The organism is Rhodanobacter sp. OR92 (genome assembly GCF_000427545.1).
Taxonomy (GTDB): Bacteria; Pseudomonadota; Gammaproteobacteria; order Xanthomonadales; family Rhodanobacteraceae; genus Rhodanobacter; species Rhodanobacter denitrificans.
Window position 1 is genome coordinate 163,456 of record NZ_KE386556.1, and the last position, 20,858, is coordinate 184,313.

The window sequence follows — 20,858 nt, forward strand, 5'->3', positions numbered from 1 at the left end:
GCATGTGAGAGTCTCGCGCGCCAACGGCTTCACCCTGCTGGAAATGCTGGCGGTGATCCTGTTGATCGGGATTGCGGTGGCAGCGGTGTCGGTCTCGGTGAGCCAGGGCCTGGCCAGTGCCCGCGTGCGCGCGGCCAGCAGCGAGCTGGCCGGCGCGCTGCGCGCCACCCGCGCGCAGGCGATCGTGCGCGGCGAGGAACAGCATTTCGACGTGGACACCCGCGCCAACAGCTACGACGGCGCGAAGCGGCAGGACGTGCGCCTGCCGCAAGGCCTGCGCGTTAGCATCACCAGCGCCAAGGACGATCAGCCGAACGACCACACCGGGCGCATCCGCTTCTTCCCCGACGGCAGCTCCACCGGCGGGCGCATCACGCTCAAGAGCGGCCGGCGCGAGTGGCACGTCAACGTGTCGTGGCTGACCGGCGAAGTGCGCGTGGTCGACACGGTGGCGGCGCGATGAACGGCGCCCACCCGCAACGCGGCTTCAGCCTGCTCGAGGTGATCGCCGCGATCATGCTGCTGGCGATCGCGTTCACCGCGCTGATGAAGGTGGCTGGCGCCTCGATCAGCCTGAGCCACAACGCGACTGAACACAGCGCGGCGGCGATGCATGCGCGCAGCCTGCTCGACAGCGCGTTCGTGGGCGAACCGGTCAAACCGGGCAGCCGCTCCGGCCGCTTCAATTCGCAGTACCGCTGGCGGCTCGACGTGACGCCGTGGAACGCGGCCGGCCCGAGCGCGCCCGGCGCGTCGCTGCAGCTGTACCAGCTGGACCTGACCGTGTCGTGGGGGGCGGTGGCGCATCCGCGCACGGCGCACTTCCGCACGCTGCGGCTGGGTACGCCGGCGCCCGCCGGCAATGCGCAGGCATCGCGATGAAACGCGCCGCCGGCTTCACCCTGCTGGAAGTGCTCGCCGCACTGGTGCTGCTGGCGCTGCTGCTGGTCGGGGTGTACTCGGGTATCCGCACCGCCAGCCACAGCGTGCGCTCGGGCACCGCAGCGATCGAGCGGACCGACCAGGTGCGCTCGGCGCAGCAGTTCCTGCGCCGCGAACTGGCGCAGAGCATGCTGCAGCCGATCGGCCGCACCGACCAGGGCGAGCCGGTCTACTTCCAAGGCAGTGCGCGCGAAATGCGCTACGTGGCGCCGCTGCCCGGCTACCTCGGCAAGCTCGGCCCGCAACTGCAGCGGCTGCAACTGGTCGACGACGGCCACGGCGGCCTGCGGCTGGAACTGAGCCTGGCCCTGCTGCCGCCGGACGGCCAGCCGCCGCAGCCGCTGGGCGAACCGCAGGTGCTGCTCGACCGGATCAAGGCCGGCGGCTTCGCCTACCGCGGCGTCGATCGGCAGGGCGCCGCGCTGCCGTGGTCGCCGGCGTGGGCCGACGGCCGCCTGCTGCCGCAGCTGGTGCGGATCGAACTGCAGGCGCCGGGCGCGCTGGGCTGGCCGCAGCTGGACGTGCCGCTGCGCGCGAATCCGGCGCAGACTGAGCTGTCGCGCATGCGCATGCGCGGCGGGAGCATACGATGATGCATCGGCCACGGCGGTTGCCGGCCAGCCAGCGCGGGGTCGCCCTGCTGCTGGTGCTGTGGGCGTGCACGCTGCTGGCGATCCTGCTCGGCGGCTACGCCGCACTGGCGCGCACCGAGGGCCTGCAGGCGCGCTACCAGTTCGCCCAGACCCAGGCGCATTACGCCGCCGAGGCCGGCCTGATGCGCGCGCTGTACGCCTTGCAGGATCCGCAGCCCAGACAGCACTGGGCCGGCGACGGCCGGCCGTATGTGTTCAGCTACGACCATGCCACGGTCGTCGTGCGCGCGATCGACGAGAGCGGCAAGGTCGATCTCAACGCCGCCTCGCCGGAGGTGCTGCGCGGCCTGTTCCAGGCGGCCGGGCTGAAGGCGGCCGCGGCGCAGGCGCTGGCCGGTCACGTGCTGGACTGGCGCAACCCGCCCGCCCCCGACGGCGAAGGCGCCGGCTCGCGCGCGGCCTACAAGGCGGCCGGCCGCGATTACGGCCCGCGCGGCGGCCCGTTCGCCAGCATCGAGGAACTGCAGATGGTGCTGGGCATGACGCCGGCGCTGTACCGGCAGGTGGCGCCGGTGGTGACGGTCTGGGCCGGCACCGCCAGCCCGGACCCGAACACCGCCCCGCCGCTGGCGCTGGCCGCGATCCCCGGGATCACGCCGGAGCAGCTGAACGAGATCCGCGCCGCGCGGCAGCGCAACGCGGCCGACCCGCGGCTGGTTCTCAACAACGGAACCACGCATAGTATTCGTTCGGAGGCCACGCTGGCCGACGGCACGCGCGCAATCCTGCGCGCCACGGTTCGCCTGCAGGCGGGGCAGGCGCAACCGTACATGGTGCTGCGCTGGCAGGAGGGGGAGGCAGAATGAGTACGGCAACGCCGTCGCTGCGGCCGTGGGTGGAGCGTATGCGCCGGGGCTGGCGTGCCTCGCCGTTGCCGGGCTTCCTCGGCTGGTGGGGCGGCCAGTTGCGCGAGCTGCTGCCGCCGCGCTGGCGCGGCTGGTTCGGCGGCGGTGCGGACTGGCACCTGCTGCAGCACGCGGGCACGCAGTGGAGCGTTCGCCGCAGCGACCACGCCGAGGTGCTGGCGAGTTGGGACGACGGCGCCGACACCGCCGCCGATGGCGTGCGCGTGGCGCCGGTCGCGTTGAGCGCGGCGCTCAAGCGCGTGGATCGCGAGGACCTGCGGCTGGCCCTGCTGCTGCCGCCGGCGCGGGTGCTGCGGCGCACGCTGGCGCTGCCGCTGGCCGCGCGCGACAACCTGTTGCAGGTGGCCGGATTCGAGATGGACCGGCAGACCCCGTTCACCCTGGCGCAGGTGTACTACGCCGTGCGCGAGCTGGCCGCGCCCGCGCCGCCGGGCCGCTTCAGCGCCGAGCTGGTGGTGGTCACCCGCGACACGCTCGATCCGCTGCTGGCGCGCCTGCGCGCGCAGGGCATCGCGGTCGACGCGGTGGACCTGGCCGCGGGCGACGGCCGCCTCGGCGCCAACCTGCTGCCACCGGAACAGGTGCCGCACCGCGCGCGCCCGCGTCGCCGGCTGAACCTGATCCTGGCCGCGGCCAGCGTGCTGCTGGCGGTGCTGGTGCTCGGCGAGTGGCTGCACAACCGGCAGCTGGCACTGGCGCAGATGCAGGCCGAGGTCGAAGCGATGCGCGGCGAGGCGCAGCAGGTGGCCGGCCTGCGCCAGCAGCTGCAGGACAACGCCGGCGCGGCCGGTTTCCTGGCCCGCCGCAAGCGCGACACGGTGGCCATGCTCGGCCTGCTGCAGGAGGTCACCGGGCGCCTGCCGGACAGCGCCTGGCTGGAACGCTTCAGCGTCGACAACACCGGCCAGGTCGGCCTGCAGGGGCAAAGCCAGCAGGCCGCGAAACTGCTCGACGCGCTGAAGGATTCGAAGCTGATCACCGACGCCAGTTTCCAGGGCAGCATCCAGCCGGACCCGACCACCGGCAAGGAGCGCTTCTACCTGACCGCGCGCGTGAACCAGCCGAAGCCGCCGGTATCGCCCCCGGCGGCCGGCGGGAGCGCACCATGAAGACGATCGCCATGAACCCGCGCGACAGCCGCATCGCGGCGATCATCCTGCTGCTGCTGGCGCTGGCGCTGGCCTACGTGGTGCTGCTGCGCTGGTGGTTCGTGGTGCCGCTGCGGCAGGTGCGCGCCGAGATGGCCGACCTGCGCGACACGCACAGCCGCTACGCCGCCGCGATCGCCGAAAAGCCGGCGCTGCAGCAGCGCCTCGCCGCGCTCGGTGCCGGCCAGGCCGCCAGCAGCGCATTCCTCGCCGCCGACGATCCGAACACCGCCGCGGGCGACCTGATGCAGCGCGTGATCGACGTGGTCGCCGCCAACGCCGGCGGCGGCCAATGCACGGTGACCCAGAAGATGCCGCTGCCGAGCCCGGCCCCCTCGGCCGGCGAACCGTACCGCAAGGCGGCGGTGAGCATCAGCCTGAACTGCGACATGGCACCGCTGGCAGCGGTGCTGCAGGCGCTGGAGCAGGGCACGCCGTACCTGTTCGTCGACGACCTCAGCATCTACCGCAACCCGGTGGTCGCGCAGCAGAACAACGCCGCGGCACTGGAAGTGCAGTTCAGCCTGTCCGGCTACGTGCGCCCGGCGCGCACCGCGCCGGCATCGTCCGATCGCGCGCCCGACGACGCGGGAGGCGTGCCATGAACGCCGCCAGCCAGCGTCAGCTGACCCCATGGCTGGTCGCGCTCGTGCTGCTGCTGGGCGCGGTGCTGCTGGCGCTGCTGGCCGGGCTCGGCCGCGGTGTGCGCTGGGATGCGCCGCGCCCGTCGGCACCGTTGCCGCCGGCCGGGCGGCAAGCCGATCTGCCGCCGCCGGTGCCGCTGGCGCATTACGCGCTGGTCTGGCAGAAGCCGCTGTTCAGCCCCGACCGCAAGCCGACCGCACGTGCCGACGGCGGCAGCAGCCTCGGCGACCTCGACCTGACCGGCATCATCCTCACCCCCGGCCTGCGCATGGCCCTGTTGCACGACCGCAACGGCGACAAACAGGTGCGCCTGCGCGAAGGCGAGGCGCTGCCCGACGGCAGCGTGAAGCTGGTCGAGCTTCGCCCGCGTTCGGCGCTGTTCGAATCGCCGGCCGGGCGCACCGAACTGAAGCTGCCGGCCGGCGCACCGATCGATTCGCCGCGCGGCGCGGCAGACGTGCGCGGCCAGCCGGCCGGCGCGGCGGCGATGCAGGTGGCGCCCGCCGATGCCGGGGCCGCGGCCGACCGCCGCAGCCCCGCCCGTGGCACGATCGAGCCGATGCGTGGCGCCCCGGCGGCCACGCCGCCGCCCGCTACGGAATCGGCGGCCGAGCGGCTGCGCCGGAGCATCCAGAAACGTCGGGCCGCCCGTGCTGCGGCGACCCACGAAGGAGAACATTGATCCATGTCCCGCATGCTCATCCAGCAAGTCCTGCGCAGCGCCACGCTTGCCCTCGCGGTGGGCCTGGTCGCCTCCTGCGCCAGCCTGCCGCAGCCACACGACGACGGCGCGCTGCAGCGTGAGGCGATCGCCGGCACGCAGAATCCGGTGCCGGCGCCGCTGCCGTTGAACAGCGGCAGCGCTAGTCGTGGGACGGCGGCGACCACCGAGCTCAGCCACGGCAGCGGCCAGTTCATCCGGCCCGGTGCGCTGATCGCGCCGCGTCCGGCGGCCGGCGGCAACGGCGCGGTCACCTTCAACTTCGAGAACCAGCCGGTGCAGGCGGTGGTCAAGGCGATCCTCGGCGACCTGCTCAAGCAGAACTACACGATCGTGCCCGGCGTGCAGGGCAACATCTCCTTCGCCACCGCCGAGCCGGTCGATGCCAGCCAGGCGCTGCCGATCCTGGAGACCCTGCTGTCGTGGACCGGCAACGCGCTGGTGCACCGCGACGGCGGCTACGTGGTGATGCCGCAGAAAGACGCGGTGGCCGGCAACCTGGTGCCCAGCCTCGGCGCCAGTGCGCCGGCGGGCGGCCTGCAGGCGCGGCTGTTCCCGCTGCACTACATCTCCGCCAGCGAGATGCAGAAGCTGATCAAGCCGTTCGCGCGGCCGGACGCCACCTTGCTGGTCGACCCGGCGCGCAACCTGCTGGTGATGTCCGGCACGCCGCAGGAGCTGGCCAACTACCAGAGCATGGTGCGCACCTTCGACGTCGACTGGCTGCGCGGCATGTCGGTGGGCGTGTTCAACCTGCAGTACGCGAACGTCGGCGAGCTGATGCCGAAGCTGGATGCCATGTTCGGCGAGCACGGCAACACCCCGCTGGCCGGCATGCTGCGCTTCATCCCGATCGAGCGCACCAACGCGCTGGTGGTGATCAGCACGCAGAGCGACTACCTGCAGGAAGTCGGCGACTGGATCGCCCGCATCGACCGCGGCGGCGGCAACGAGCCGCAGCTGTTCGTCTATGACGTGCGCAACATCAAGGCGTCGGACCTGGCGCGGTACCTGGCGCAGATCTACACCAACGGCGCCGGCAGCGGCGGCGGCGATAGCGGCGGCCAGGTTGGGCCGGGCCTGGCCGGCGCCACCCTGGGCAGCGCCGAAAACGCCGGCGCGACCAGCATGGGCAGCACCGCCGGCAGCTTCGGCAACCCCGCCGATGCGTCGCGCGGCGGCGGCCAGGTGAACGCCAACGCGGGCGGCGGCTTCGGCGCGAGCGGCGGCGGCCGCGACGGCGGCGCCGCGGCTGGCGGCAGTTTCGGCAGCGGCTCGGCCGGTTTCGGCAGTTATCCCGCGGCGGGCGGCGGCAGCAGTGCGGCCAGCGAGCCGCAGTACAGCTCCAGCGACGGCAGCGTGCGGATCAGCTCGGTCGACGGCAGCAACCAGTTGCTGGTGCGCGCGCGCCCGTCGCAGTGGGAGGAGATCAAGGGCGCGATCGGCAAGCTCGACAACGTGCCGCTGCAGGTGCAGATCGAGACGCGCATCCTGGAGGTGAACCTCACCGGCGAGTTCCAGTTCGGCGTGCAGTGGTACCTGGAGGGGCTCACCGGCAGCACCACCGACAGCAGCGGCAACATCATTCCCGGCCAGCCGTACCGGCACCGTCAGCTCGGCCTGGGCCAGGGCGGCAACGCGTTCCGCGGCGAGCCGTTCTTCTACTCCTTCCTCAACAGCGACCTGCAGGTCGCGGTGCGCGCGATGGAGACCAGCGGCAACACCAAGACGCTGTCGGCGCCATCGATGGTGGTGATGAACAACCAGGTGGCCAGCATCGCGGTCGGCAACCAGATCCCGATCAACCAGACCAGCGTGAATACCGGCATCGGCACCACCACCAGCTACAGCCAGGTCAGTTACCTCAACACCGGCGTGATCCTCAACGTGCAGCCGCGGATCAATCCCGGCGGCCTGGTCTACATGAACATCAGCCAGGAAGTGAGCCAGGCCGACCGCTCGGTGCCGCTGGTCAACGGCAACCCGGCCATCTCGCAGCGCAAGCTGGCGACCCAGGTGGCGGTGCAGAGCGGCCAGACCGTGCTGCTCGGCGGCCTGATCGAGCAGGCCGAGGGCAACACCGATACCGGCATCCCGGGCCTCAACCGCGTGCCGGTGCTGGGCCGGCTGTTCGGCAACACCAGCCGCAGTCGCAACCGCACCGAGCTGATCGTGCTGATCACCCCGCGGGTGATCCGCGGCGGCGCCGACGCCAAGCAGATCACCGACGACTACCAGAGCAAGTTCGAGTCGCTGGCGCCGCTGCGCGCACCGGCGCGCGCCGACAGCAAGCCGTAGCAGACGGGCGCCCCGGCGCATCGCCGGGGCGCTTGCGCGGCGGCGCCCGCTATCATCGGCGCGATGAGTGCGCTGCCTTCGTTCCCGATCACCCCGCTGCTGCCCGAGATCCGCGCGTCGCTGGCCGCGACGCCGCGGCTGGTGCTGGAGGCGCCGCCGGGCGCCGGCAAGACCACCCAGGTGCCGCTGGCCCTGCTCGATGCGTCGTGGCTGGCCGGGCAGAAGATCGTGATGCTGGAGCCGCGCCGGATCGCGGCGCGCGCCGCCGCACAGTTCATGGCGCAGCAGCTCGGCGAGGACGTGGGCCAGACCGTCGGCTACCGCATCCGCTTCGAGTCGAAGGTGAGTGCGGCGACCCGCATCGAGGTGGTCACCGAAGGCATCCTTGCCCGCTTGATCCAGCACGATCCGGAGCTGGGCGGGATCGGCGCGATCGTGTTCGACGAGTTCCACGAACGCCACCTCGCCGGCGACCTCGGCGCTGCGCTGGCGCTGGAGGTGCAGGCCACGCTGCGGCCGCAGCTGCGCCTGCTCGTGATGTCGGCCACGCTGGACGGCGAGCGCATCGCGGCGTGGCTGGACGCACCGCGGCTCACGAGTCCCGGCCGCAGCTACCCGGTACGCATCGAGTATCCGCCGGCGCGCGCGCAGGAGACGCTCGAACAACAGCTCGCCCGCGTGGCGAAGCAGGCGCTGGAACAGAACGACGGCGACGTGCTGGCGTTCCTGCCCGGCCGGCGCGAGATCGCGCGTGCGCAGGCGGTGCTGGCGCAAGTGCTGGCACGCGACGACGTCGAGCTGGTCGCACTGCACGGCGAGTTGTCGCTGGCCGAGCAACAGGCCGCGCTGGCGCCGGCCGAGCCGGGCACGCGCCGCATCGTGCTGGCCACCAACGTGGCCGAGTCCAGCGTCACGGCGCCGGGCATTCGCGCGGTGGTCGACAGCGGGCTCGCGCGCGAGCCGCGCTTCGATCCGAACTCCGGCTTCACCCGCCTGCAGACCGTAAACATCGCGCAGGCCTCGGCCGACCAGCGCGCCGGTCGCGCGGGACGGGTGGCCGCGGGCACGACGTACCGGCTGTGGCCGCAAAGCCGGCGGCTCGACCCGGCGCGCAGCGCGGAGATCGCGCAGGCGGAACTCTCCGGGCTGGCGCTGGAACTCGCGGCCTGGGGCAGCGATACCTTGCCGTGGCTGGACCCGCCGCCGCCCGGCGCGCTGGCGCAGGCACGCGAGCTGCTGAAGAGTCTCGCCGCGCTGGATGCCGACGGCCGCATCACTGCGCTGGGCCGGCGCATGCTGGAACTCGGCGCCACGCCGCGGCTCGGCGCCGCCGCGCTGCGTGCGCCGCCGGAACTGCATGCGCTGGTAGCCGACCTGCTGGCGCTGATGGAAGCGCGTTCGCCGCTGCGCGGCATGCAGGCGCGCAGCGACGATTTCCGGGCGCGGGTGGCCGCCCTGCATGCGTGGCGCGATCGCCGTGGTGCAGCCGCGCGCGGCGAGGTCGACAGCGCTGCGCTGGCCGCGATCGAGCAGGCCAGCAAGGGCTGGCGCCGGCGCCTGGACGTGCGCAGCGCCGCCAGCGGCGTGCCCGACAGCCATGCGGTCGGCGACCTGTTGCTGCACGCCTTCCCCGACCGCATCGCACGCCGCGACGAGCGCAACCCGCTGCGCTACACGCTGGCCAACGGTCGTGGTGCACGCCTGCACGAGCACACCGCGCTGCTGGGCGAGCCGTGGCTGCTGGTGCTGGACCTGCGCCTGGAGGCGCGCGACAGCCTGGTGTTCGCCGCCGCGCCGTTCGATCCGTGCGTGCTGGAACGCGACTATCCCGCGCAGTTCTGCCGCGAGCGCACGCTGCGCTGGAACGACGAGCGCGGCGCCGCCGAGGCGTTCGACGAGCGGCGCTTCGGCGCGATCGTGCTGGAGCGCCGCAGCGTGCCGGTGAAACCCGCCGACGCGCTGCCGGCGCTGCTCGCCGCCGTGCGCGCGAAGGGCCTGGACGCGCTGCCGTGGAGCGAGCATGCGCGGCGGCTGCTCGCGCGCATGCAGGCGCTGCGTGGATGGATGCCGGAGCTGGGTCTGCCGGATGTGTCCGAGCCGGCGCTGCTGGCCTCGCTGGAAGACTGGCTGGCCCCGCATCTCGAAGGCAGCCATCGCCTGGATGCGCTGAGTACGGAGCAACTGGCGCAGGCGCTGGCGTCGCGGTTCGACCACGCGCAGCGCCGCACGCTGGATGCGCAGGCGCCAGAAAGCCTGGTGGTGCCCAGCGGACAGAACCGCCGGCTGGAGTACGCCGAAGGTGCGCCGCCGGTGCTGGCGGTGAAACTGCAGGAGCTGTTCGGCCTAGCCGACACTCCCCGCATCGGCGGCGGGCGCATCCCGGTCACCCTGCACCTGCTCTCGCCGGCCGGCCGGCCGATCCAGGTGACCCAGGACCTGAAGGGTTTCTGGGAACGCACTTACCCGGAAGTGAAGAAGGAACTGAAGGGACGCTACCCGCGCCACCCGTGGCCGGACGACCCGTGGACCGCTACGCCCACGCATCGCGCGAAACCGCGCGAGCGGAACTGAGTCGCCGCCAGGCACGTCTCGTCGACGGCGCACTTGTGTACCATCGCAGGCCACGGTATCGCGTGGTGGATCCCTTGCCCCGACACAAGGATTACGACGAATTCCACTTGATGACGGCCCACGGTCGTGGCGACCCCGATGGCGCGCTTCCGCGGCCCTCGCCATGGCGGCTGGCGGCCTGGCTGTGGAGCCTGCTGGCGCTGCTGTCCGGGCTGGCGCTGACGATGGTCATGCACCATCAGCAGCAGCAGCGGCTGCAGGTCGAACGCACGCTGATCCGCGACGAGCTGGCCAACAAGACCTATGCCTCGCTGCAGAGCAGGCTGTACGCGGCCGAGTCGCTGCTGCGTGCGGCGCAATCGCTGTTCCTCTCCTCGGAGGAGGTGGACGCGGGCGAATACGCCGGCTTCTACGCCAACATGCGCCCGCGCGAACAGTTTCCCAACCTGCTTGCGCTGGCCTACGCGCAGCGCGAGCGGCGGCCCGACGGCGAGCATTACGTGACCCGCTGGGTGCAGCCGGCGTCCGGCAACGAGCGCGTGGTCGGGCTCGATGTCGGCACGCAGCCGCATAACCTTGCCGGCCTGCTGGCCTCGCGCGACAGCGACCGCGCGACCCTGTCGGCGCCGTTCCACCCGGTGCAGCTGGCGGCATCCGGCATGGCGGGCATTGGCGCCACGCTGCGGCTGCCGATCTACAGCTCCGGGCCGCCGCCGCAGACTGCCGAGGAACGGCGCTCACGCATGCGCGGCTCGATCGCGGCCTCGTTCCGGCTGCACGACCTGATCGCCAGCGCGCTGCCCGAGCGGCTGGCGCACAACCTGCGCCTGCAGATCAGCGACGTCACCGGGCCGCAGGCGCTGCCGCTGTACGACTCCGGCACCGGCCCGTGGTGGTCGAGGGACGGCTACCGTTACGAGCGCAAGCTCGCCTACGGCGGACGCGTGTGGAGCGTCGAGCTGCGGCCATTGCCGCACCGCGTCGGCGTGATTGGGGGCGGGCGGGCGATCCTGCTGGCCGGCGTGCTGGCCAGCGTGCTGCTGGCACTGCTGGTGTATTCGGTCGCCAGCGCCCGCCAGCGCGCGCTGGCGCAGGGCTGGCGGATGAGCCGCCGCTATCGCGAGAGCGAGGAGCGCTTCCGCGCGCTGAACGACCTGCTGCCGGCGCTGGTGCTGCTGGCCGAGGCCGGGGACGGGGCGATCACCTATGCCAACCAGGCGTCGCGCGACCGCCTCGGCCAGCACGTGACCGAGCGCAAGCTGCCCGAGCTGTTCGAGGACCGGGACCTGCGCACGCAGCTGCAGCAGGATGACACCCGCGGCTGCGGCCGGGTCGACGCGATCCTGCGCAGCGACGCCGGCGACGGTTTCTGGGCCAGCGTGGCGATCTCGCGGGTGATGCTGAGCGGGCGCAGCAAGCTGCTGATGGTGGCCAGCGACATCAGCGAACAGCGCCAGCTGACCGAGCTGCTCAGCCACCAGGCCAGCCACGACGCGCTGACCGAGCTGTACAACCGGCGCGAGTTCGAACGCCGCCTGCACCGCGCGCTGGACGCGACCGTGGCCGGCACGCCGCTGGCCGTGCTGCTGTACATCGACCTGGATCAGTTCAAGCTGATCAACGACACCTCCGGCCACCTCGCCGGCGACCAACTGCTGGCCCAGCTGGCGATCGTGATGCGCAAGCAGCTGGGCGGCACCGACATGCTGGCACGGCTCGGCGGCGACGAATTCGGCGTGCTGGTGACCGGGGTGGCCGATCGCGCGGAAGCCGAACGGATCGCCGAGCGCGTGCGCCGCTGCATCGACGGCTACGTGTTCATCTGGGAACAGCGCAGCTACATGATCAGCGCCAGCATCGGCGGGGTCATGATCGACCGCCCCGGCATCCTGGTGAAGGACCTGCTGGCGCAGGCCGATACCGCCTGCTACATGGCCAAGGAGCTCGGCCGCAACCGCGTGCATTTCTATTCCGAGCGCGACGACCAGACGTCACGCCGGCACAGCGAGATGGAGTGGGCGAACCGCCTGCGCTGGGCGGTCGACGAGCATCGGCTGGTGCTCACCTACCAGGAGATCTGGCCGCTGCCGCTGGCCGCCGGCGGCGATACCGATATCGAGATGCTGCTGCGCTTCCGCGAGGAGTCCGGCCAGCTGGTGGTGCCCGGCGTGTTCATGCCGGCGGCCGAGCGCTACGGCCTGATGCCGGTGGTCGACCGCTGGGTGATCGAGACCACGCTGGCGAACTTCGACCGGTTGCACCCGAGCGGCGGCATGCTGCGCATGGTGGCGATCAACCTGTCGGGCGCCAGCGTCGAGGACGAGCGGCTGGCCGGTCGCATCATCGATCTGCTGCGCCGCTACCGGGTCGAACCGTCGCGGGTGTGCTTCGAGATCACCGAGACCGTGGCGGTGCGCAACCTGTCGCAGGTGGCGCGCTTCATGGAACAGCTGCGCGCGGTGGGTTGCCGGATCGCGCTGGACGACTTCGGTGCCGGGATGTCCTCGTTCACCTATCTGAAAAACCTGCCGCTGGACATCCTCAAGATCGACGGCAGCTTCGTGCGCGACATGCTCACCGACCCGGTCAGCCACCTGATGGTCAGGGCGGTCACCGACATCGGCCACCGGCTCGGCCTGGAAGTGGTCGCCGAATGGGTGGCCGACGCGGAAACCGTGCAGGCGCTGGCGGCGCTGGGAGTGAACTGGGTGCAGGGCTTCAGCCTGCACCGGCCCGAGCTGGCACTGTTCCAGCGCGACTGAACCGCGGACGCTGTGCCGCCCGTCGGGCTTCCTCGACCCGAGCGGCGCGGCCGCATGGCTGGCGGGCGGCGCTTTTCCCGCCATCGGCCGGTCGCGAAGCGGCGTCTTGCCAGGAAAAAAATGGCCCGATCGTCGCCGATCGGGCCATCATCCTTGCGTCTGCACGGAGCCGCCGGGCCGCCTGCAGGCGCCGACGGCGGATGCCGTGTCTTACAGCACGATCGGGTGCGTGATGTCGCACTCGTTGGTGTCGTTCGACCAGGTGCTCTGCATGGCGTAACTGCCGTTGCCCATCACCACGTTCTGGGACTTGCCCTGGCCGGAGCTGATCCAGGCGCACTCGTCACCGTTCTCCTGGCCCTTGCTGCGGGAGCCCTTGACGTGGTTGGTCCAGCCGCCGGCCGGGTTCTGGTCGGTCACCGTCTCCGCGTACTCGTGGCCGTTGACGATCGAGAAGCCGTCCACCAGGCCCTGGGCGCCGCTGTTGACGAAGTTCTCGCCGCAGCTGGTGCCCATGTCGTAGACGTACGGCATGTTGGTGAAGGCCACGTCGCCGACCGGCGAGGTGATGCCGTAGTTGTCACCCTGCCAGTCGTGCCAGGCGCAGAAGTTGCCGGTGGAGGTGTTGAAGCCGTCCGGGTGCGTGCCGGTCGGCGACAGGATGATGTACTGCGCGTAGCGGTTGGTGGCGGCGGTGGTGTTGCCGAAATGCTGCGCGGCCTTGATCGCCTCCTGCGCCAGCTGCGCGCCGGTGGCGTTGGACGGCGAGGCCACCGAGTTGTCGTACCAGACGGAGACCAGCGCGCCGTTCGAGGGATAGCCGATGTGGCTGGCGCTCGTCGCGCAGAAGGTGGCGCCGGTGGAGACGCCGCTGCCGTCGCAGTACTGGGTCATCACGCCCGACCACAGCTCGCCGCCGGTGCCCAGGCCCTTGAACAGGTTCTGCAGGTACGGCACGGCGTTCACCGGGTCGTTGCTCAGGGTCATGTTGCCGTTGGCGTCGGTGCCGGCGGTGCCCCACTGGCTGCCGTAGACCACGATGTAGACCTTCGGCGTGCCGCTGGTGACGCCGATGCCGTCCACGCCGCCGCCGTAGCTCAGCGTTTTCGAGCTGGTGGACGTGCCGCTGCCGGGTTTGGCGGCGTGCAGGTTGTCGTACTGGCGCATGCGGGCCAGCGCTTCCTGGGTGGGCACCGCGCCGTGGCGATAGGGGTGCCCGTACGAGGGCGCATACGGGTTCGGTGCGAATTCATCCGTGTTGCCGGCGACCGCCGAGGAGAGGGTGGCGGCGAGCAGGGCGGTGCTGGCGAATGCGATGAGCAGATGGCGCTTCAATAACGTCGACATAGGACTCCCCGTGGATTTTCAGGACAAACGGACCCGATGCGGCCGAATGGCCCCATGCAGGAATAGCCGCATCACTCGCGGCGACTGGTGTTGTTGCGGACCTGACCGGGATCCCGTGGCTATCAGCGGTCGTCCTTGATTGCGTCCATCGGACAAGACCGCCGCCGCTTTTCCGGGATACCGGTTTTGCCGGGCCTCCCTCGGGGATCATTCGCCCACCTCCCAATGGGCGAATCCCGCCAAACTAGGTCAGGCGAATGAAAACCGTCAATAGGATTTTTTCAAATATGGAATCGAATACACAGGGCTTCGCTGCGGAAAACGCCTTCGATTCCATCAGCAACTCATGGATGGGTTGTTTAATCGTCATCAGTTAATTGCGGTTAATACGAAAATTATTGCGAAAGGAAGGTGTCTTTCACTGCCGCTGATAATCTTCAAGGGCGAATTCGACGGCACCCCCCGGCGTTGCAGCGGCGCGGCTGCGGCAGCGGGCTCAGGGCTGGCCGGCGGGCGCCGGCGAACGCGCGAAGCTGCCGGCGTCGCCGGGAAACACCACCGGGCTCTCGTAGCCGTCGACCGAGACCGACGACACGCCGAAGAACCAGTCGTCGATCACCACGTCCGGCAGCACCGCATGATCGACGTCGCCCACCGCGCGCGCGTATTGCCACTTCGCCGCGGTGGTATCGCGCCAGTGCACGCGGTAGCCGGCGGCACCGGGCACCTTGCGCCACTTCAGCGTGGTGTCGGTGGCCACCGCGCCCGCGATGTCGATTCCCTCCGGCGGCGCCGGCGCACGACTCAACGCGGCCATGGTGATGGTGTTCAGCGCGGTGACCCGGGCGAGGTAGCGGAAGTCGATGCCGTCGATGGTGTCGCCGTAGTGAATGCCGTGCTCGGTACGCAGGTCCTGGTGCTGGCGGGTGTAGTCCTCGTGCGCCTCGGTGACCCGCACGGCGGGGTAGCCCGCTTCCAGGAACGGCACCTGGTCGCCGCCGCGGCCGTAGCGGTCGGTGCGGTAGACCATGCGCACGCGGAAGTCCGGCAGATAGGCGTCGGCGAGCGCCGCCATGGTGCGGGCCACATTGCGCGAGGGCGAATCGACCTCGCCGCCGTGATAGCGGCGATAGTTCGCCTGCGCCGGCGTCTCGTTGCTCCTGGTGCCTTCGGAGAACACACGCACGGTGCTGCTGTCGGCCACGCCGTTCTGGCCGCGGCTGTTGCCGACGATGTCGTTGTTGAGGTCGGCCTCGACCCGCCAGCCGTGGGCCGCCGCGTAGTCAGCCAGCACCTTGCCGCCGTACAGGCCCTGCTCCTCGCCGGACAGCGCGGCGAACACCAGGGTGGCGTCGTTGTCCTGCTTCGACAGCAGCCGCGCCGCCTCGATCAGGGCGGCCACGCCGGAGGCGTCGTCGTTCGCGCCGGGCGCGTCGCTGCTGGCGTCCATCACGTCGCTGACGCGCGAGTCGAGGTGGCCGGTCATCACGATCACCCGCTGCGGGTCGCGCTTGCCACGCTTGATCGCGACCACGTCCATCACCTCGGTGGGCGTGGGCATGCGCTTGCCACTGAATGCCTGCGCGGGCGTGACTACCTCGATGCAGCCGCCGCAGTCGCGCGCGATCGCCTCGAAGCGCGACTTCACCCAGCGCCGCGCGGCGCCGATACCGCGGGTGTCGGACTTGGTGTCGGACAGCGTGTGGCGGGTGCCGAAGCCGACCAGCGTGGCGATCGTGGCGCGCAGCTCTGCTTCGCTCGGTGCGCCGGCCAGCGCGTGCAACGCCGGCTGTTCGCGCGGCGCGGCCGGCGCCTGTGCGGCGCGGCCGGCGCCGGTCGCCGCCAGCAGGATGAAAGGCAGTAGTTGCATCGGTCGAAGCATCGTTCGCATCCCTCGGCATCGGAGCGCTCACGATACAGCGTGGGTGGTGTCCGGGCACCCGCAAAGGAAGAGGCCCGATCGTCGCCGATCGGGCCTCGGGTCCTGGAGAGGGTCCGGCGCGCGTCCCTGCGTGCCGTTTCGATGCAGTGTCGCTTACGGCGTGTAGCTGCCGGTCAGGCTGACACCCGAATAGCTCTGGTAGGCGCGCACCATCACGTAGTACGTGCCGGCCTGCACATTGCTGATCGTGCAGGTCTCGTTGTCGCCGGTCAGGTACGGCCGGCAGTCATAGCTCGACGTGGTCGGTGCGGAACCGAACTTCACGTACAGATCCGCGTCACCCACGCTGCCGGCAATCTTGAAGCTCAGGTTGGTGGCGCCGGCGGTCACGACCATGGTGTAGTTGACGCTGTTGCCGGTGGTTGCAGTCAGGCCGGTGGCCGCCACGCCGTTCTGCAGCACATTGCCGCCACCGCCACCACCGGTGCTCCAGGTGGCCTTGAGGGTGACGCCGGAGAACGCGGCGTAGCCGTTCAGCATGATGTAGTAGGTGCCTGCCTGCGGCGAGGCCACGGTGCAGCTCTCGTTGTTGCCGGTGATGTACGGACGGCAGTCATAGCTGCTCAGGGTCGGAGCAGCGCCGAACCGGGTGTACAGATCCGCATCGCCGGTACCGCCGGAGATGGAGATCACCAGGTTGGTCGCGCCGGCCGGGATGTTCACGCTGTAGGCCAGCTGCGCACCGGTGGCTGCCGCCAGGCCGGTCACCGGCACCCCGTTCTGCAGCCCGCTGCCACCGCCACCCGCGGAAACCGTCACCGATTTCGTCGTGGTGCTGGTCTGCGCGTTGACGCTGTCGGTCACCGTCTCGCTGACGCTGTAGGTGCCGCCCGCCGCATAGGTATGGCTCGGGTTGGTGGCGGTCGAGCTGCTGCCGTCGCCGAAGGTCCACGAATGTGCGGAGAGCGTGCCGCCGCTGTCGGTGGAGCTGTCGGTGAAGTTGGCGGTGAGACCGCTGGTGGTGTAGCCGAAGTTTGCCACCGGGGTGCCACCCGTCGGCGTTCCGCCGCCCACGATCGGATGGGAGAGGTCGCACTCGTTGGTGTCGTTCGACCAGGTGCTCTGCATCGGGTAGGTGCCGTTGCCCATGGTCACGTTCGCCGTGGCGCCCTGGCCGGAGCTGATCCAGGCGCACTCGTCACCGTTTTCCTGGCCGTTGTAGGTCGCGTTGCCGGTGTGGTTGGTCCAGCCGCCGGCCGGGTTCTGGTCGGTGACGGTCTCGGCATACTCATGACCTTCCACGATCGAGAAACCGTCCAGCGCACCCGCGCTGCCGTTGACCGAGTTCATGCCGCAACTCGTGCCCATGTCATGCACGTACGGCATGTTGGTGAACGCGACGTCGCCCACCGGCGAGGTGACGCTCTGGTCACCGTTCCAGTCGTGCCAAGCGCAGAATTGCCCAGTGCTGGTGTTGAAGCCGTCGGGATGGGTGCCGGATGGCGACAGGATCACATACTGCACATAGCGGTTGGAGGCCGCCGTGGTGTTGCCGAAATGCTGCGCGGCCTTGATCGCTTCCTGCGCGAGCTGCGCACCGGTCGCCTGCGATGGCGAAGCCACCGAATTGTCGTACCAGATATTGACGAAGGCGCCGCCGGTCGGATAGCCGATGGTCGGAGCACCGCTGGGGCAGAAGGTGGCGCCGGTGGATACCGAGGAGCCGTCGCAATACTGCGTCATTACGCCCGACCACAGCTCGCCGCCGGTACCCAGGCCCTTGAACAGGCTTTCCAGGTAAGGCACGGCGCCGTAGGCGTCGCCCGAGAGGGTCATGTTGCCGCTGCTGTTGGTGCTGGCCGTGCCCCACTGGTTGCCATAGACGACGATGTAGACCTTCGGCGTGCCGCTGGTGACGCCGATGCCGTCGACGCCGCCGCCGTAGCTGAGCGTTTGCGTGCCGGTGGCGGCCGTGGTGGTGGTCGCCTGCAGCGCCTGGTACTGCTTCATCCGGGCATGGGCTTCCCTGGTGGGAAACACGCCGTGGCGGTAGGGATGGCCGTAGGCCGGCGAGTACGGGTTGAGCGTCCGATTGCCTGCCGCCGCTGGCGTGGCGGCACCTTGTGCGGGTACTGCATTGGTGGCCGCCGCGCTGGACGCCGCCATGATGGCGACCCCCGCCGCGATGGCCCACGACTTCAATTGAAAATTGCCTAGCATGTGGAACTCCCGAAGTTTTTGAGGCAAACGAAGCCCGCTGGGGCCGTGAGGGCCTCATGTCATGGAGTGCCGTGGACAGACGCGGCACCGAGTTTTCCTGGATTGCCTTGCGATCCCGTGCCTCGCGCCCGGGTCCCCGGTTTTTCCTCGGGGCCGAATGCAGATTCGCAAATGGTTTTGCAAAGGCGTGGCGGCAGAATCATTCGCCAAGCTCCCCATTGGCGAATGCGGCGACGGTATGAGTTGCAGATGAAACCAGTCAATAGGACTTTTTGAAATGACGGGTGATCGCTGTCACATAATCATGGAATTACGTGGTCGCGGTTGTGCCGTAAATATCTTCGATAATCATCCGGCTGGCGCCGGTGGCGCAAAAGCACGTGATTCGCGACACGATCGGCCGCCGCTGCGGCGGTATTTTGCGTACGGATCAGCCAGATGGATCCTGGGTGCGCGGGGCTGGTGCAGGCGTTTCGCCTCGGCATGAATGCGCGTGGCGCCGTTCATTCCGGGCCGGGAATGGCTGGCGGGTACGCAATTATCTGCGTCTGCGGTGATTTTGTCCGGCGCGATTCGCAATATATCGCGCGATTTTGGCGAAGGTGCCCGCGGCGAACCGTTTCGCAAATCCGCGGGAATCGTCCTGCCCGGTTTATTTCTGATTCAGTTGGCCCGGACTGGCGGCCGTTTCCGTTGCCGCATGATGCGCCTTTCGCCGCTGCAGTCGCGCCGGCGGCATGCGACCATGCGCGGATGACCCGGCAAGCTTCTCCCCGACTGGCGATCATCGGCGGCGGTCCAGCGGGACTGATGGCGGCCGAGGCCGCCTGCGCGGCCGGGGTGGCGGTCGACCTGTACGAGGCGAAGGGTTCGGTCGGGCGGAAATTCCTGCTGGCCGGCAAGGGCGGTCTCAACCTCACCCACGGCGAGCCGCGCGCGCGTTTCGTCGAGCGCTATGGCGCGCGTCGCGATGAGGTGGGGCGCTGGCTGGACGCGTTCGACGCGGAGGCGTTGCGCGCCTGGGCGCGCGGGCTCGGCGTGGAGACCTTCGCCGGCAGTTCCGGCCGGGTGTTTCCCGCCGACCTGAAGGCGGCACCATTGCTGCGCGGCTGGCTGCGCCGCCTGCGCGAATCCGGCGTGGCGTTCCACGTGCACCACCGCTGGCTGGGCTGGAGCGATGGCGCGTTGCGCTTCGCCACGGCGCAGGGCGAACGCACGCTGCATGCCGAGGCCACCGTCCTCGCGCTCGGTGGCGCCAGCTGGCCGCAACTGGGCTCCGATGGCGCCTGGGTGGCGCCGCTGCGCCAGGCCTGCATCGACGTCGCGCCGCTGCAGCCGGCGAACTGCGGCTTTGAGCTGGCGTGGAGCGAGCATCTGGCCAGCCGTTTCGCCGGTGCCCCGCTCAAGCCGGTGGTGGCGCACTGGGTCGACCGTTGCGGCGTGGCCCGTTCGCGCCAGGGTGAGTTCGTGCTCAGTGAGTACGGCATCGAAGGCAGTCTGATCTACGCGATCGGCGCCGAGTTGCGCGAGCAGATTGCCGAACGCGGCGAAGCGCTGCTGAAGCTGGACCTGGTGCCCGGCTACCCCGAAGCGGTACTCGCCGAGCGCCTGGCTGCGCCGCGCGGCAGGCACAGCCTCGGCGACTGGCTGCGCCGGCGCGCCGGGCTGGACAAGGCCAAGTGCGCGCTGCTGTTCGAACTCGCCGACAAAGCCATCCTGGCCGATCCGGCGACGCTGGCGACGCGGCTCAAGGCCTTGCCGTTGCGCCTACGCGCGCCGCGACCGGTGGCCGAGGCGATCAGCACCGCCGGCGGCGTGCGGCTGGAGGCGCTGGACGAAAACCTGATGCTGCGTGCCCGCCCCGGCGTGTTCTGCGCCGGCGAGATGCTGGACTGGGAGGCGCCGACCGGCGGCTACCTGCTCACCGCCTGCTTCGCCAGCGGCCTGCTCGCCGGCCGCGCCGCGGCGCGCCGGCTGCTGGGCGCGGGCTGACGCCGCCGACCGCGACGTGGCTTCAGCGTGCGGGCCGCTTCACCAGCGCGATCTCGAACAGCTGCGGCCAGCACTTGCCGGTGACGAACAGGCGCCGGCGCGCCGCGTCCCAGGCGATGCCGTTGAGCACGTCGTCCTCGGGGTTCGGCAGCTGGCTGCTGTCGAACAGACCGGTGAGGTCGATCCAGCCCGTCACGTGGCCGCTGGCCGGGTCGATCCGCGCGATGCGCTCGGTCAGCCACACGTTGGCGTAGATCTCGCCGTCGACCCACTCCAGTTCGTTGAGGTGGGTGACCGGTGCGCCGTCGGCGGTGACCGTGATGCGGCGGATCACCTCGAGCGTTTCCGGATCCAGCACGCGCAGCACCGGCGTGCCGTCGCTCATGTACAGGTGCTTGTCGTCGCGGGTCAGCGCCCAGCCCTCGCCCGCGTAGCGGAAGCGGCGCTGCGGCGTAAAGCTGGCCAGTTCGTAGACGAAACCGGTGCCGCTCTGCCAGGTGAGCTGCACCAGGCGGTCCTTCCAGTCGACGATACCCTCGCCGAAATACTGCTTCGGCAGGCGCTGGCGCTGCACCACCTCGCCGGTTTCCAGCGCCACCTTGCGCACGGTCGATTGGCCGACCTGGCCGGTGCTCTCGTAGAGGAAACCATCCTTGTAGAACAGTCCCTCGGTATAGGCGCCGGTGTCGTGCGGGTAAGCATGCACGACCCGGTAGCCGTAGACCGGGATGTCGGCGGCGTGCGCGGCGGCGGTGCAGGCGAGCAGGGCAAGGGAGAGGAGGCGGATGGACCAGCGCGGCATCGGGTCGGC

16 protein-coding genes are annotated in these 20,858 nt (G+C 70.3%); 12 read left to right on the plus strand and 4 right to left on the minus strand.

All coding sequences use genetic code 11. The features are described 5' to 3' along the window. Nucleotides 1–4: 4 nt before the first annotated feature. The 10 genes from RHOOR92_RS0112500 to RHOOR92_RS0112545 all read left to right on the plus strand — a co-directional run bounded on the left by RHOOR92_RS0112500 (nucleotide 5) and on the right by RHOOR92_RS0112545 (nucleotide 12,606). Complete coding sequence (locus tag RHOOR92_RS0112500; protein WP_015449040.1) at nucleotides 5–463, plus strand: GspH/FimT family pseudopilin; 459 nt, start codon at nucleotides 5–7, stop codon at nucleotides 461–463. Beyond that, complete coding sequence (locus RHOOR92_RS0112505; RefSeq protein WP_007512268.1) at nucleotides 460–882, plus strand: prepilin-type N-terminal cleavage/methylation domain-containing protein; 423 nt, start codon at nucleotides 460–462, stop codon at nucleotides 880–882. The genes RHOOR92_RS0112500 and RHOOR92_RS0112505 overlap by 4 nt, the downstream gene beginning before the upstream one ends. After that, nucleotides 879–1,535: a prepilin-type N-terminal cleavage/methylation domain-containing protein gene (locus RHOOR92_RS0112510; protein WP_007512266.1), complete on the plus strand. Its 657-nt coding sequence runs from the start codon at nucleotides 879–881 to the stop codon at nucleotides 1,533–1,535. The genes RHOOR92_RS0112505 and RHOOR92_RS0112510 overlap by 4 nt, the downstream gene beginning before the upstream one ends. Continuing rightward, the gene (locus RHOOR92_RS0112515) at nucleotides 1,532–2,401 is read left to right on the plus strand and encodes a type II secretion system protein GspK (protein ID WP_007512264.1); all 870 of its coding nucleotides are present in this window, start codon (nucleotides 1,532–1,534) and stop codon (nucleotides 2,399–2,401) included. Before RHOOR92_RS0112510 ends, RHOOR92_RS0112515 begins: the two co-directional genes overlap by 4 nt. Next, nucleotides 2,398–3,570, plus strand: coding sequence for a PilN domain-containing protein (locus RHOOR92_RS0112520; RefSeq protein WP_027490378.1), 1,173 nt, complete (start codon nucleotides 2,398–2,400; stop codon nucleotides 3,568–3,570). Before RHOOR92_RS0112515 ends, RHOOR92_RS0112520 begins: the two co-directional genes overlap by 4 nt. Continuing rightward, the gene (gspM, locus tag RHOOR92_RS0112525; protein WP_007512259.1) at nucleotides 3,567–4,214 is read left to right on the plus strand and encodes a type II secretion system protein GspM; all 648 of its coding nucleotides are present in this window, start codon (nucleotides 3,567–3,569) and stop codon (nucleotides 4,212–4,214) included. Before RHOOR92_RS0112520 ends, gspM begins: the two co-directional genes overlap by 4 nt. Further along, nucleotides 4,211–4,936 (plus strand): general secretion pathway protein GspN, encoded by a 726-nt coding sequence (locus tag RHOOR92_RS0112530; RefSeq protein ID WP_027490379.1) that lies wholly within the window; start codon nucleotides 4,211–4,213, stop codon nucleotides 4,934–4,936. The genes gspM and RHOOR92_RS0112530 overlap by 4 nt, the downstream gene beginning before the upstream one ends. A 3-nt stretch (nucleotides 4,937–4,939) precedes the next feature. Continuing rightward, a complete protein-coding gene (gspD, locus tag RHOOR92_RS0112535; RefSeq protein ID WP_027490380.1) occupies nucleotides 4,940–7,273 on the plus strand; it encodes a type II secretion system secretin GspD in 2,334 nt (777 codons plus the stop codon). 63 nt (nucleotides 7,274–7,336) lie between these two features. Continuing rightward, nucleotides 7,337–9,844 (plus strand): ATP-dependent helicase HrpB, encoded by a 2,508-nt coding sequence (gene hrpB, locus RHOOR92_RS0112540; protein WP_027490381.1) that lies wholly within the window; start codon nucleotides 7,337–7,339, stop codon nucleotides 9,842–9,844. 110 nt (nucleotides 9,845–9,954) lie between these two features. After that, a complete protein-coding gene (locus tag RHOOR92_RS0112545; RefSeq protein ID WP_051281214.1) occupies nucleotides 9,955–12,606 on the plus strand; it encodes an EAL domain-containing protein in 2,652 nt (883 codons plus the stop codon). A gap of 210 nt (nucleotides 12,607–12,816) precedes the next feature. Here the strand turns inward: RHOOR92_RS0112545 and RHOOR92_RS0112550 are convergent, their stop codons facing one another. The 3 genes from RHOOR92_RS0112550 to RHOOR92_RS0112560 form a co-directional block, all read right to left on the minus strand. Then, entirely contained in the window at nucleotides 12,817–13,953 is a 1,137-nt protein-coding gene (locus tag RHOOR92_RS0112550) for a hypothetical protein (RefSeq protein WP_027490383.1), read from the minus strand. Nucleotides 13,954–14,449: 496 nt separating this feature from the next. Continuing rightward, nucleotides 14,450–15,823: a M20/M25/M40 family metallo-hydrolase gene (locus tag RHOOR92_RS0112555; protein WP_196802024.1), complete on the minus strand. Its 1,374-nt coding sequence runs from the start codon at nucleotides 15,821–15,823 to the stop codon at nucleotides 14,450–14,452. A gap of 165 nt (nucleotides 15,824–15,988) precedes the next feature. Then, a complete protein-coding gene (locus RHOOR92_RS0112560) occupies nucleotides 15,989–18,055 on the minus strand; it encodes a pre-peptidase C-terminal domain-containing protein (protein WP_027490385.1) in 2,067 nt (688 codons plus the stop codon). Between the two features lie 493 nt (nucleotides 18,056–18,548). Between RHOOR92_RS0112560 and RHOOR92_RS19695 the strand changes: the two genes are divergently transcribed. Both RHOOR92_RS19695 and RHOOR92_RS0112565 read left to right on the plus strand, forming a co-directional pair. Continuing rightward, nucleotides 18,549–18,812: a hypothetical protein gene (locus RHOOR92_RS19695; protein ID WP_155950249.1), complete on the plus strand. Its 264-nt coding sequence runs from the start codon at nucleotides 18,549–18,551 to the stop codon at nucleotides 18,810–18,812. Next, a complete protein-coding gene (locus tag RHOOR92_RS0112565; protein ID WP_027490386.1) occupies nucleotides 18,809–20,047 on the plus strand; it encodes a TIGR03862 family flavoprotein in 1,239 nt (412 codons plus the stop codon). Before RHOOR92_RS19695 ends, RHOOR92_RS0112565 begins: the two co-directional genes overlap by 4 nt. A 22-nt stretch (nucleotides 20,048–20,069) precedes the next feature. Here the strand turns inward: RHOOR92_RS0112565 and RHOOR92_RS0112570 are convergent, their stop codons facing one another. After that, nucleotides 20,070–20,849 (minus strand): glutaminyl-peptide cyclotransferase, encoded by a 780-nt coding sequence (locus RHOOR92_RS0112570; protein ID WP_027490387.1) that lies wholly within the window; start codon nucleotides 20,847–20,849, stop codon nucleotides 20,070–20,072. Between the last annotated feature and the right edge of the window lie 9 nt (nucleotides 20,850–20,858).

Coding starts and splice junctions, on each gene's coding strand:
- RHOOR92_RS0112505 (WP_007512268.1), top strand. CDS start 460: ATGAACGGCGCCCACCCGCAACGCGGCTTCAGCCTGCTCGAGGTGATC.
- RHOOR92_RS0112510 (WP_007512266.1), top strand. CDS start 879: ATGAAACGCGCCGCCGGCTTCACCCTGCTGGAAGTGCTCGCCGCACTG.
- RHOOR92_RS0112515 (WP_007512264.1), top strand. CDS start 1,532: ATGATGCATCGGCCACGGCGGTTGCCGGCCAGCCAGCGCGGGGTCGCC.
- RHOOR92_RS0112520 (WP_027490378.1), top strand. CDS start 2,398: ATGAGTACGGCAACGCCGTCGCTGCGGCCGTGGGTGGAGCGTATGCGC.
- gspM (WP_007512259.1), top strand. CDS start 3,567: ATGAAGACGATCGCCATGAACCCGCGCGACAGCCGCATCGCGGCGATC.
- RHOOR92_RS0112530 (WP_027490379.1), top strand. CDS start 4,211: ATGAACGCCGCCAGCCAGCGTCAGCTGACCCCATGGCTGGTCGCGCTC.
- gspD (WP_027490380.1), top strand. CDS start 4,940: ATGTCCCGCATGCTCATCCAGCAAGTCCTGCGCAGCGCCACGCTTGCC.
- hrpB (WP_027490381.1), top strand. CDS start 7,337: ATGAGTGCGCTGCCTTCGTTCCCGATCACCCCGCTGCTGCCCGAGATC.
- RHOOR92_RS0112545 (WP_051281214.1), top strand. CDS start 9,955: ATGACGGCCCACGGTCGTGGCGACCCCGATGGCGCGCTTCCGCGGCCC.
- RHOOR92_RS0112550 (WP_027490383.1), bottom strand. CDS start 13,953: ATGTCGACGTTATTGAAGCGCCATCTGCTCATCGCATTCGCCAGCACC.
- RHOOR92_RS0112555 (WP_196802024.1), bottom strand. CDS start 15,823: ATGCAACTACTGCCTTTCATCCTGCTGGCGGCGACCGGCGCCGGCCGC.
- RHOOR92_RS0112560 (WP_027490385.1), bottom strand. CDS start 18,055: ATGCTAGGCAATTTTCAATTGAAGTCGTGGGCCATCGCGGCGGGGGTC.
- RHOOR92_RS0112565 (WP_027490386.1), top strand. CDS start 18,809: ATGACCCGGCAAGCTTCTCCCCGACTGGCGATCATCGGCGGCGGTCCA.
- RHOOR92_RS0112570 (WP_027490387.1), bottom strand. CDS start 20,849: ATGCCGCGCTGGTCCATCCGCCTCCTCTCCCTTGCCCTGCTCGCCTGC.